Source organism: Pseudonocardia kunmingensis, from assembly GCF_006716445.1.
Classification (GTDB): domain Bacteria; phylum Actinomycetota; class Actinomycetes; order Mycobacteriales; family Pseudonocardiaceae; genus Pseudonocardia; species Pseudonocardia kunmingensis.
The window spans coordinates 356691-368972 of the sequence record NZ_VFPA01000005.1 but is presented as its reverse complement, the minus strand read 5'-3'; the positions used below and the strand labels follow the sequence as shown (position 1 = coordinate 368972).

At 75.5% G+C, this 12282-nt stretch carries 9 protein-coding genes; 4 read left to right on the top strand and 5 right to left on the bottom strand.

Annotated features, from left to right (window positions below):
- Positions 1 to 59: 59 nt before the first annotated feature.
- The 5 genes from FB558_RS35295 to FB558_RS35275 form a co-directional block, all read right to left on the bottom strand.
- Positions 60 to 1178 (bottom strand): Gfo/Idh/MocA family protein, encoded by a 1119-nt coding sequence (locus tag FB558_RS35295; RefSeq protein WP_142061233.1) that lies wholly within the window; start codon positions 1176 to 1178, stop codon positions 60 to 62.
- Positions 1175 to 1939, bottom strand: coding sequence for a sugar phosphate isomerase/epimerase family protein (locus FB558_RS35290; RefSeq protein ID WP_142061232.1), 765 nt, complete (start codon positions 1937 to 1939; stop codon positions 1175 to 1177). The genes FB558_RS35295 and FB558_RS35290 overlap by 4 nt, the downstream gene beginning before the upstream one ends.
- Before the next feature lie 202 nt (positions 1940 to 2141).
- The gene (locus tag FB558_RS45590) at positions 2142 to 4790 is read right to left on the bottom strand and encodes a YibE/F family protein (protein ID WP_342787641.1); all 2649 of its coding nucleotides are present in this window, start codon (positions 4788 to 4790) and stop codon (positions 2142 to 2144) included.
- 67 nt (positions 4791 to 4857) lie between these two features.
- Positions 4858 to 5403: a gluconokinase gene (locus FB558_RS35280; protein ID WP_211367054.1), complete on the bottom strand. Its 546-nt coding sequence runs from the start codon at positions 5401 to 5403 to the stop codon at positions 4858 to 4860.
- Between the two features lie 51 nt (positions 5404 to 5454).
- A complete protein-coding gene (locus FB558_RS35275) occupies positions 5455 to 6951 on the bottom strand; it encodes an Rv2578c family radical SAM protein (protein ID WP_142061228.1) in 1497 nt (498 codons plus the stop codon).
- 104 nt (positions 6952 to 7055) lie between these two features.
- Here FB558_RS35275 and aspS point away from each other — a divergent pair, with 104 nt between their 5' ends.
- The 4 genes from aspS to FB558_RS35255 all read left to right on the top strand — a co-directional run bounded on the left by aspS (position 7056) and on the right by FB558_RS35255 (position 12262).
- Entirely contained in the window at positions 7056 to 8867 is a 1812-nt protein-coding gene (gene aspS / locus FB558_RS35270) for an aspartate--tRNA ligase (protein ID WP_142061226.1), read from the top strand.
- 118 nt (positions 8868 to 8985) lie between these two features.
- Positions 8986 to 9918, top strand: coding sequence for a DUF389 domain-containing protein (locus FB558_RS35265; RefSeq protein WP_142061224.1), 933 nt, complete (start codon positions 8986 to 8988; stop codon positions 9916 to 9918).
- A 10-nt stretch (positions 9919 to 9928) separates the two neighbouring features.
- Complete coding sequence (locus FB558_RS35260; RefSeq protein ID WP_142061222.1) at positions 9929 to 11122, top strand: hypothetical protein; 1194 nt, start codon at positions 9929 to 9931, stop codon at positions 11120 to 11122.
- Positions 11123 to 11389: 267 nt separating this feature from the next.
- Positions 11390 to 12262, top strand: coding sequence for an SGNH/GDSL hydrolase family protein (locus FB558_RS35255; protein WP_246106989.1), 873 nt, complete (start codon positions 11390 to 11392; stop codon positions 12260 to 12262).
- The last annotated feature ends 20 nt before the right edge of the window (positions 12263 to 12282 follow it).

The following is a 12282-nucleotide window of genomic DNA, read 5'->3' as shown; positions in this document are numbered from 1 at the left end:
CGTCCGCCTCGCGCGGCAGGGCGATGCCCACCCGGTGAGGCGAGCGGGCGCCCCGGCGGTCATGCGTGCAGGGTCCGCTCCGCCGGGTCCCAGTCCTCCGGCAGGGCCGGGCCCACCTCGACGGTGCTCGCCACGTCCACGGCGCCGCCGCGCTCGGCGGCCTCCACGGTGGAGATCATGACGTCCAGGACGTGGGCGCCCAGCTCCCCGGACGCACGCTCCGGCCGGCCCTCCCGCACGGCGCGCGCGAGCTCCAGCACCCCGCGGCCGCGGGTGGTCGCGGCGGGGACGGACGGCACCGTGACCTGCTCTCCGTCCATCCGGTGCACGACGACCTCGCCGGCGAACGTGTTCGGGTCGGGCACGGAGATCGTGCCGTCGGTGCCGCTGATCTCGAACTGGCGCCGTTTGATGGCGGAGTCGAAGCTGAACAGGCACTGCCCGCCGGCCCCGCCCGCGAACGCGTACAGGCCGGCGACGTGCGTCGGCACCGTGACGTCGAACCGCTGACCGGCCCGTGGTCCGGACCCGACGACGCGCACGGCCCGCGCCTGCGAGGTCTCCGCCTGCACCCTGGCCACCGGGCCGAGCAGCTGCACGAGCGCGGTGAGGTAGTAGGGGCCGATGTCGAACAGCGGGCCCGCGCCGTCCTGGAACAGGAAGTCGGGGTTGGGGTGCCACGACTCGGGCCCGGGGCCCTGCATGAGGGTGAGCGCGGTGAGCGGGGTGCCGATCGCGCCGGACTCGACGAGCCGGCGCGCCGTCTGGATGCCGGTGCCCAGGAACGTGTCCGGCGCCGTGGCCACCCGCAGCCCGCTCGTGCGCGCGGCGTCGAGCAGCGCCGCCGTACCCGCGCGGTCGAGGCCGATCGGCTTCTCGTTCCACACGTGCTTGCCTGCGCCGATCGCCTGCAGCGCGACGTCGACGTGCGCCTGCGGCACGGTGAGGTTGACGACCAGCTCGATCTCGTCGTCGGCGAGGACGGCGTCCACGGCGCCGGAACGGCGCACGCCGAACGCGTCTGCCTGGGCCCGGGCGCGGGCGGGGTCGAGATCGCCGACGGCGCGCACGTCGAGGTCGGGCAGGCCGGTGAGGTTGCGCAGGTACTCGGTGCTGATGACCCCCGCGCCGATGACGCCCACGCGGACCGGGCCGCTCCCGTTGCTGTGGCCGCTCACGCCAACCCCTCGGCGCGCAGCCACGCGCAGCTGTCGGCGACGGCGGTGAAGCGGTCGCCGCGGGTGTCGTCGAGCTCGACGACCCGCAGGGCCTGCGGTGCGGCGTCGAGGATGGCGCGGATCGGCAGGTCACCGCTTCCCACGGCCACCTGGTCGGCCGGGTCCGGCGTCGCCGGGCCGTCCTTGACGTGCACGGCGGTGACCCGCTCACCGAGGCGCTGCAGGAGCGCGACGGGGTCCTGCCCGCCGACGGCCGCCCAGTAGGTGTCGACCTCCAGCACGACCGCGTCGTCGAGGTGCGTGGCGAGCAGCTCCAGCGCCGTGGTGCCGTCGAGGACGATCTCCAGCTCCTGCGCGTGGTTGTGGTAGCCGACGCGCACCCCGTGCCGGGCCGCGACGGCGGCCGCGGCGTTGAGGTCCTCCGCGACCGACTTGACGGCGTCCGCGCTGGTGAACCGCTCCCGGTCCACGCGCGGGTCGAACACCGTGCCCACGCCGAGCGCGGCGGCCGCGGCGAAGACCTGCTCCTCCGCGCCGGTGCCGACGACGTGCTGGTGCGCCGTGGGCGCCGTGAGCCCGCTCGCCGCGAGCGCCGGGCCGAGCGCGGGCGCGTAGTCGGTGAGCCGGAAGGGCTCGACGTGGGTCAGTCCCAGCGTGGCCAGCCGGTCCAGGGTTCCGGGCAGGTCCTCGTCCAGCTGCTCGCGCAGGGTGTAGAGCTGGACCGAGAGCTCGGGTGCGTCGTCGCTGCCGGACGCGGTCACGAGGGCGTGCTCCTCGGGTCGACGGACGGGACGCGGTCGCGCCCCGCCGCGTCGAGGATCACCGCTGCCGACGGCCCTGGCAAGCGTTGTCCCACGGGCCGGACGGTGCTGGTGGTCCCCGCCGGAGGTTCGCCCCGGGTCTCGGCGGCCCAGCTCCACGCTGGACGCACCGATACCTCCGACGAACCTCCGGCGGGAACCACTAGGCGGGCGCCTCCGCCGCGGGTGCGGTCTCCCGGACCGCCACCGCCGCCGCGATCGCCGTGGTGATCGGCACCGATGCCACCAACCCGATGCTGCCCACCAGCGTGCGGACGACCTCGGTGGCGACGTCCTGCGCCGTGACGACCTCCCCGAGCCCGCGCCCGGACAGCGAGAACAGCAGCATCAGCGGGAGTGCCGCGCCGGCGTAGGCCAGCACGAGCGTGTTCACCGCGGACGCGACGTGGTCGCGGCCGATCCGCATCGCCGCCGTGAACAGCGCCCGCGCGCCCAGCTGCGGGTTGGCGTGGCGCAACTCCCAGACCGCGCTGGTCTGGGTGACGGTGACGTCGTCGAGCACACCGAGCGCGCCGATCACGACGCCGGCCAGCAGCAGGCCGCGGGCGTCGACCCCGGTGCCCAGCGACGCGATGAGGTTGCTCGTCTGGTCGTCGAGCCCGGTGAGCTGCGCCGCCGCGGAGAACGCCGCCCCCAGGCCCCCGATGAGCGCCAGTGACAGCAGCGTGCCGAGCACGGCCGTCGACGTGCGCGCGGACGGGCCGTGCGTCAGGTACAGCACCGCGAACATGATCAGGCACGAGCCGACCACCGCGACGGCCAGCGGGTCGCTGCCGGCGAGGATCGCCGGCACCACGAACGCCAGCAGCACCACGAAGCTCAGGGCCAGGGCCGCCAGCGCCGCGAGGCCGCGCCAGCGGCCCAGCAGCAGCACCGCGACGGCGAACAGGCCCGCCAGCCACGCGAGCGGCGCACCGCGCTGGAAGTCGACGATCTGGTAGGAGCCCGCGTCCTCCGGGTCGGCCCCCGACCAGCCCAGCACCACCTGGTCGCCGATCGCGAACTGCGGCGACCCCGGTTCGACGGGCACGACCTGCACGAGATCGCGCCCGGGCAGGGGGCCGTCGGCCATGTGCACGACGAGCGCGACGCAGCCGCCGTCGCCGGATTCCGGCGTGCAGTCGGTGACGCGGGTGGCGGTCACCTCCGCCCGCACCTGCTCCTGGGTGATCGGCCCGGCCGTGGGAGGGGGGCCGCCGGTGGGCCACAGCAGCACCAGGCCGACGAGCGTGGCGAGCGCGCACGGCACCAGCAGTGCGGCGATGACGATCCGCACCCGGCGCCCGGCCGGGCGGGCGGGCCCGTGGCCGTGCCCGTGGCCATGGCTGTGCCCGGTGGCCGGCGCGTCGTCGCGGCCCGGGCGGAGCCGCAGGAGCAGGGACCGCCCCCGGCCCGCGGGTCGTCCGGGGCGGTTCGCCTGCTCGGCGTCGGCCGCCGCGGTGCGATCGTCGGGCTCGGGTGGCAGGTCGTCCAGGCGCAGCGCCGGTGTCTCGGCGGTGGTCTCCACGAAGAGCTCGGCGGGCACGCCCGGCGGGTCGCCGGGGCGCCGGCCCGGCAGGCCCGGGTCCGGTGGCGGGCCCGGCCGGGGGTGCAGGTCCCAGCCCTCGGCGGCGCTCCCGGCCGCGTCCGGGTGCGCCGTCCTCGGCGCGTCCGCGTCGCCCCGGACGGCACCGCTGCGGGCCCGGTCGGCACCGGCGTCGGCACCCGTGTCGGCGCCGCCGCGGGGGCCGCCGCCGAGCCGGGTGCCGTCGTCCGCCCGTCCCGACCGCTGCGGCGGCTCCGGAGGGTGCGTGTCAGCGGGCGCGGCCAGGCGGCGTGGGCCGCGGCGCGCCGGGCCGTCGTGTCGTGGGCCGTCGTGTCGTGGGCCGTCGTGTCGTGGGACTGCGCTGTGCGGCTCGTCGCTGTCGGAGTGATCGCCGTACCGGGCGTCGGTCGGCGGGTCGGTCGGGTACCGGCGGGGGCTCCCGGTGCCGTACGGGTCGGCGTCGGGAGGACCGGCCCCGTTCCCGCCGTCGGGCGCCCCGTAGGGGTCTGCGCCGTAGGGGTCTGCGCTGTGAGGGCCGACGCCGTAGGGGTCCCGGTGGGGTCCGCGGCCGCGGAGTGCGCCGTAGGTCCCGCCGCCGTTGGTCGCGCCGCTGTAGGGCTCGGCGCTGTAGGGCTCGGCGCTGTAGGGCTCGGCGCTGTAGGGCTCGGCGCTGTAGGGCTCGGCGCTGTAGGGGCCGCCACCGTGGGGATCGGCGCCGTCGGGCCGGCCGCCGTCGGACGCGTCGCCGTGGGACCCGGTGCCGTGAGAGGCGGCCCCGCGGGGGACGGCGCGGCTGGATCCGGGGTCGTAGCGGGCGGGGTCGTAGGCGGCTGCGTCGTAGGCGGCGGCGTCGTACGGGGGACGGCCGGAGGTGCCGCCGCCGGCTCCGTACGGGTCGGCTCCGTACCGCTCGCCGTACGGGTCGGCTCCGTACCGCTCGCCGAGGGGGCCGGGATCGTACGGGGCGCCGGCGCCCGGATGCGCATCCGCCAGGTACGGGTCGGCGGGGACGGGGTCGTAGGGGTCGCTGCGGTACCAGTCGCCGTAGGCGTCGCGGCCCGGGTCGGCGTCCGGTCCGCGGTGGGGAGCGGCCCCCGTGGCGCCGGCGTCCGCGGGCCGGGCGTGCCGGGAGCGGCGGGATCTGCGGGGTGGCGCGTCCGCCGCAGACCTCAGAGCCGCGTCGTCGGGCTGCCCGTGGCGGTGCCGGCCCTGCTCGCCGCGCGCGGCTCGCGCCGTTCCCGTCGTCGCGTCCGGTTCGTCTGCCACGCCCCCATCCTGTCAACGGCGCGGGCGGTGCCGCCGCCCCGTCCGCTCGCCGGTGCTCCGCGCGCGGTCACCGGCCCCGAGGCGCGTCCCCGTCCCGGGTCGCGGTGCCGTCCGGCTCGGCGAGCTGTGCCAGGACGCGTTCGGCGACGGCGTCCGGCGATCCGGTGGTCTCGACGCCTGCGCCGGGCTCGTCGGGGCCGAGCGGCTCGAGCGTGGCGAGCTGGCTCTGGAGCAGGGAGGGCGGCATGTAGTGCCCGCGGCGGGCGTCCACCCGTTCCTTGATCAGCTCGGGTGGGGCGAGGAGGTGCACGAACCACACCGAGGGGTGACCGTCGCGCAGCAGGTCGCGGTAGCTGCGCTTGAGCGCCGAGCAGGTGACGACGCCGCTGCGGCCGGCCGCCTCCTGCTCGCCGATCCACGCGGCGACCCGGCGCAGCCACGGCCAGCGGTCGTCGTCGTCGAGGGGGACCCCGGAGGACATCTTGGCGCGGTTGGCCTCGGGGTGCAGGTCGTCGCCCTCGACGAAGGCCCATCCCGTCCGTTCGACGATCTCGTCGGCGACCGAGGTCTTGCCGACCCCGGACACGCCCATCACCACCAGCGTGCGCGTCATGGTCGCAGCTTGGCGCATCGCAGGTGCGGGTGCTCGCGCGAGGTGCCGGGATCAGCCGGCAGGCCGGCCCGGGGGAGGAAGCGGAAGGAGGCTGAGCTGCTCCCCGCCCGGTGGGGGCGGCGTCGGCGCGGCGGGTCGGATCGTCGGTAGGCCACCCGCGAGCCCGTGCCGGCGCAGCAACGGCGCGACCCGTTCGGCCAGCGCCCGCCGGTACGCCGGATCGACGTAGGCGCCGCGGCGGTAGAGGCGCTCGTAGGCCCCGACGAGCTCGGGTTGCTCCCGTGCGAGCCAGGCGAGGAACCACTGCCGGGTGCCGGTGCGCAGATGCAGTGCCAGCACCGTGGCTCCCGCGGCGCCCGCGGCCGCGATCCGGGAGAGCAGCGCGTCGAGCGCCTCCGCGGAATCGGTGAGGAGCGGGAGCACCGGTGCCACCATGACGCCGCAGGGCAGCCCGGCGTCGGTGATGCGCCGGACGAGGTCGAGGCGGGCGTCCGGCGATGGCGTGCCCGGTTCGAGGAGACGCTGCAGCTCGCGGTCGAGCAGGGCGATCGACACGCCGAGCCCGACCGGCACGTCGCGGGCGGCGGAAGCCAGCAGTGGCAGGTCCCGGGTGAGGACGGTGCCCTTGGTGAGCACCGAGAGCGGTGTGCCCGAGCGGGCCAGGGCGTCGATGATGCCCGGCATGAGCCGGTAGCGCCCCTCGGCTCGCTGGTAGGGGTCGGTGTTGGTGCCCATCGCCACCGGCTCCCGCTGCCACCGCCGCGAGCGCAGCTCCTTCTCCAGCACGCGCGCGACGTTGACCTTGACCACGATCTGCGAGTCGAAGTCGTGGCCTGCGTCGAGGTCGAGGTAGGTGTGCGTGTTGCGGGCGAAGCAGTTGTGGCTGACCACGCCGTTGGCGATGAAGTCGCCGGTTCCGGTCGTGATGTCGATCATTTCCTGCTCGTGCCCGAGGTCCGCGACGTCCACCACGCGCCGCGGGTCCGGTTCCGTGATCGCATCGCCCGGTCCGAGGCCGGCCAGCCGGTCGTCCGTCGTCAGGTACGGGCGCTGGGGCTCTCCCGGCTCCTGGCGGGCGACGTGCCTCCAGCCGCGGTCGGTGAGGAACCGGTGGTCACCGCTGGCGACGATCTCGATGCCGTCCTCGCACGTGACCCGGTAGGCGCGCTTCCGCGTGGACCACGTCGCCAGTACCCGGGTGCCGACGGAGCGCCGGTAGGAGCCGCGCACCCGCGTGCCGATGATCTCGTCGCCGACCACGAGCTCCCGGATCGGCTTGCGCCGCCCGTCCGCCATGAGGACGAGCGTCGACGGGTCCAGGCAGTAGGTGCACGCATGACTGCACCCGCGGTACGGGTTGATCGTCCAGCGGAACGGCAGGGGCGAGGGGCCGCGCACTTCGTTGAGCGCCGACCGCGCCTCGACCTCGTGGAAGACGGTGCCCGCGAACTCCGGGGTGCGGATCGAGCGCAGGAGACCGCGCAGCCCGGGTAGGGCGGGCTCGTCTCCCACACCGTCCGCGAGCACCTGCTGGCCGGTCCACCGCATCGCAGGAGTCGAACACATGTTCGACGAATGCGCAACCCTCTTCCGGTCTGCGCCTCGAGGGGTGCGGGAAACGCGCTGGCCCCAGCCGGATAGCCTCTTCGGTTGTGATGCGCAGCCACCCCACCGGCACTCTCCGTGCCGACCACGCCGGACAGACCGTGACCCTCGCCGGGTGGGTGGCGCGCCGCCGCGATCACGGAGGCGTGATCTTCATCGACCTGCGCGACGCCTCCGGGTCGGCGCAGGTGGTGTTCCGCGAGGGCGAGATGGCCGAGCGGGCGCACCGGCTGCGCGCGGAGTTCTGCGTGCGGGTCACCGGTGAGGTCGTCCGCCGCCCGGCAGGCAACGAGAACAGCGACCTCGCCACGGGCGAGATCGAGGTCACCGCCACCGAGCTGACCGTGCTGTCCGAGGCGGCGCCCCTGCCGTTCCCCCTCGACGAGCACGGCGGCGACGCCGGCGAGGAGATCCGGCTCAAGCACCGCTACCTGGACCTGCGCCGCAGCGGACCGGCGGCGGCGCTGCGGCTACGCAGCGAGGCCAACCGGATCGCGCGCACCGTGCTGCACGAGCGCGACTTCGTCGAGGTCGAGACGCCCACGCTCACCCGCTCCACGCCCGAGGGCGCGCGCGACTTCCTCGTGCCGGCCCGTCTGCGCCCCGGCTCCTGGTACGCGCTGCCGCAGAGCCCGCAGCTGTTCAAGCAGCTGCTGATGGTCGCCGGCACCGAGCGCTACTACCAGATCGCGCGCTGCTACCGCGACGAGGACTTCCGCGCCGACCGCCAGCCCGAGTTCACCCAGCTCGACATCGAGATGAGCTTCGTCGAGCAGGACGACGTGATCGAGCTCGGCGAGTCGATCGTCGCCGCGCTCTGGTCGGAGCTCGCCGGCTACGAGGTCCCGCGCCCGATCCCGCGCCTGACCTACGCCGAGGCGATGGCCCGCTACGGCTCCGACAAGCCGGACCTGCGGTTCGGCGTGGAGCTCACCGAGCTCACCGAGTACTTCGCCGACAGCTCGTTCCGGGTCTTCCAGGCGCCCTACGTCGGCGCCGTCGTGATGCCGGGCGGGGCGAGCCAGCCGCGCAAGCAGCTGGACGCCTGGCAGGAGTGGGCCAAGCAGCGCGGCGCCCGGGGGCTGGCGTACGTGCTGGTCGACGACGACGGCACCGTGAGCGAGCGCGGTCCGGTCGTGAAGAACCTGTCCGAGGCCGAGCGGGAGGGCCTGCCGAAGGCCGTCGGCGCCGCGCCGGGCGACGCGATCTTCTTCGCGGCAGGACACCCCTCCGACGCGCGGGACCTGCTCGGCGCGGCGCGCGGGGAGATCGCCCGCCGCTGCGGGCTGGTCGACGAGAGCGCGTGGTCCTTCGTGTGGGTCGTCGACGCGCCGATGTTCGAGCGCATCCGGGACGACAAGGGCAACGAGCTGGGCTGGACGGCGGTGCACCACCCGTTCACCTCGCCGAACGGGGAGTGGCTCGACCGCTTCGAGTCCGCCCCGGACCAGGCGCTGGCCTACGCCTACGACATCGTCTGCAACGGCAACGAGATCGGCGGCGGCTCCATCCGTATCCACCGCTCCGACGTGCAGGAGCGGGTGTTCGCGCTGCTCGGCATGGACGAGGCCGAGCAGCGGGAGAAGTTCGGCTTCCTGCTCGACGCGTTCGCCTACGGCCCCCCGCCGCACGGCGGCATCGCGTTCGGCTGGGACCGCACCTGCATGCTGCTGGCGGGCGGCGAGTCGATCCGCGACGTGATCGCGTTCCCGAAGACCGGCGGCGGCTACGACCCGCTCACCGCGGCGCCCGCGCCGATCACGGCCGCGCAGCGCAAGGAGGCGGGGGTGGACGCGCAGCCTCCGGCGGCGCCACCCGCGGCCTCGCCCGCCGCGGACGAGCCGCCCACCAAGCTGTGACGGCCGCGGCCGAGGCCCGGCCGCGCACCCACCGCGCACACCCTGTGGTGTCCGCACACACCGCCGGCGGTGTGTGCGGACCACGTGAGGTGTGTGCCGTCGCCGTGGGGGCGCGCCGATGCTGCACATGAGGGTCATCGCACCCACCGAGCGGACGGGCGCCGTGCGCGATCTCCTGCTGGACGCTCCGGGGGCCACGCACGTCACCGTGCTGCCCGGGGTGGCCGTCCAGCCACCGGGGGACGTGGTGGAGGCCGACGTCGCGCGGGAGTCCGTGGACGACCTGCTCGGGCAGCTGTGCGCGCTGGGCGTCGACAGCGCGGGCGGCGTCACGCTCGAGCTGATCGACACCACCCTGTCCGACGCCGCCGACGCGGCCGAGGAGGCCGCACCGGGGGATCCGCAGGACGCCGTGATCTGGGACGAGGTCGTGGCACGCACCGGCGAGGAGTCCCGTTTCTCGGTCAGCTTCCAGGCCTTCCTGACGATCGCGTGCCTGCTGGCGGCGGTCGGTGCCATCACCGACTCGCCCGTCACGGTCGTGGGGGCGATGGTGCTCGGGCCGGAGTTCGGGCCGCTGGCGGCCGTCGCCGTCGGGGCGGTGCTGCGCCGCGGCGATCTCGTCCGTCGTGGCGCGTTCGCGCTGGCCGCCGGGTTCCCGCTGGCCATGGTGGTCACGGCGCTCGCCTCGTTGCTGCTCGACGCCACCGGACTGCTCTCCACCGCGCAGCTCGCCGACCTCGACCAGGTCGGGTTCATCTACGAGGTCGGGCCGTTCTCGCTGATCGTCGCGCTGCTCGCGGGCGCGGCCGGCATGCTCTCGCTGACGTCGGCGAAGTCGGCCGCGCTCGTGGGCGTGTTCATCTCGGTCACCACCGTGCCCGCGGCCGCGTTCGCGTCGGTCGCGCTCGTGGAGGGCCGCTACCTGCAGGCCCTCGAGTCCGCGATCCAGCTCGCCGTCAACCTCGTCGGCATCGTCGTCGCGGCGGCCGTGGTGCTCCTGCTCGCCCGCCGGCCGCGGCGGGGGAGCAGGAAGCTGTCCGCGGGGTAGGGTCGTGGCGATGGTTCGCGACCTGGGCAGCTTCCCCAGGCCGGTGCTGGCAGCGCTGGCTGCCGCCGAGCGGTTGCTCACCCGCCGGTCCGGCGCCGGCGTCGTGCTCGCTGACCCCGAGGACCTCGGCGGCAGCGACCGGTCCGTGGTGGCCCGTGCGCGTCTGGCACGCAACCCGTTCTCCTTGCCGCGCACGATCGTGGTGAAGCACTACCTCGCCGAACCCGATGCCGACCGGCCCGACCCGTTCCACTACGAGGTCGCCAGCTGCCAGCTGTTCACCGCGCTGCCCACCGACGCGCGTCCCAGCCCGGTGCTCATCGCGCACGACCCGCAGGCCCGGTTGCTGGTGCTGGAGGACCTGGGCCGCAGCTCCACGCTCGCGGACAAGCTCTTCGGCACCGACTCCGCGGCGGCGCACCGCAACATGCTGAGCTGGGCGCGCGCGCTGGGCCGGATGCAGGCGGCCACCGCCGGCCGCGAAGGTGACTTCGGTGCCCTGCTGAGGCGGCTCGGGGAGCGGGCCTGGCGCGACCCGGTGGCCGAGGAGGCGCGGGTCGCGCTGGCGAAGGGGCCTGCGCTGCTCGCCCAGGAGCTGGGCGTCGACGCCTCGTCCGCGGCCACGCGCGAGGCGCACGAGACCGCGCGGCTGCTCGGCGGCACCCGCTACCGCGCGTTCAGCCCGTCCGACACCTGCCCGGACAACAACCTGGTCACCAGCCGCGGGGTCCGCTTCGTCGACTTCGAGTGGGGTTGCTTCCGCGACATCGCGCTCGACGCCGCCTACTTCCGCGTGCCGTTCCCGGGCTGCGAGGCGAGCTTCGCCCTGCCCGACGGCCTGGCCGACACGATGCTCGAGGCGTGGCGCAACGAGATCGCCGCCGTCTGGCCCGACCTCGACGAGCCCGCCGTGCTCGAACGCCGCCTGCTGCACGCCCAGCTGCTGTGGGTGTGGCTGTGCACCTGGTGGCTGCTGCCGCGGATCCGGGAGCGCGACCGCCCGATCGGCCCCGACGCCACCCGCTCGCCCCGCATCAGCACCGCGCTGGCCCACTACTGGCGCCAGATGGCCCGTGCCGCGGAGACGGGTGGGCTGCCGGGCAGCGCCGAGCTCGGTGACGCGGTCGCGGACGCGTTCGCGAAGCGCTACCCCGACGCACCCGGCACGCTGCCGGTCTACCCGGCGTTCCGCTCCGTCGCCTGACCCCTCGCACACCAATCGCAGCGCTGCCACACCGACTGCAGTCGGTGTGGCAGCGCTGCGATCGGTGTGCGAGCTCTGAGGCGCGGCGTCCGCGCAGCCCGGCGGGTCGCGCACCGATATCTGCTGTCGGACACCGACTGCAGTCGGTGTGCGGGCGCAGGAGTCGGTGTGGGAGCGGCGCGGTCGCGCCCAAGCGTTCGCCGACCTGCCCACGCGGCGTCATCCGGCGCACACCGCGGCGGAGCCGGGATCGGTGAAGGTGTCGGCGTGAGCGTGCAGCCGATGACCGTGCAGCCGTTGACCGTGCCGCCTTCCGCCAATCGGCCCAGCGTCCCGTACCTCTCGCTCGCCCCCGCGGCGCCGGCCACGACGCCGCGGGCGGTGCGCGTCCTCGCCGCTCTCGGGGACTCCACCGCGGTCGGGCTCGGCGACCCGGTGCAGGGCGGTGCCTGGCGCGGGTTCGCCGTCCTGCTGGCCGAGGCGCTCGGCGCGGAGCTCGTGAACCCGTCGTTCACCGGTGCGCGCATGGCCGACGTGCGGCGGGCGCAGCTGCCGGCCGCGGTGGCGGCGGCTCCGGACGCCGCCGTCGTGTTCGTCGGCATGAACGACACGCTGCGGTCGGACTTCGACCCCGCCCGCCTGCAGGACGACTGCGCCGCGACCGTGGCCGCGCTGCGGGAGGCGGGAGCCCACGTGGTGCTGGTGCGCTACCACGACCACACGCGGGTGTTCCCGTTGCCGGCGCCCCTGCGCCGGGCCCTGCGGCGGCGGGTCGAGGCGCTGAACGCCGCCACCGCCGCGGTGGTCGCGGGCGAGCCTGCCGGGATCGCCGTGCTGGACCTGGACCTGCTGCCCGGCGGCTACGAGCGGGCGTCCTGGGCGGTGGACCGCCTGCACCCCTCCGAGCGCGGGCACCGGTTGCTCGCCGCCGGGCTCGCGGCGCTGCTGGCCGACGCCGGGTTCGCGGTGCCGCAGCCGGTGAGCCCGGAGTGCGGCGGGGGCCGGGAGGTGACGGCGCTGCACCGCGCCGCCTGGCTGGTCTTCAAGGGCGTGCCGTGGCTCGTGCGGCGGGGCCGCGACCTCGGGCCGGTGATCGTGACCGGTCTGGTGGGCGAGCAGCGCGTCACCGGGCAGGGCTGACCGGGGCCGGCTGCCCGCCG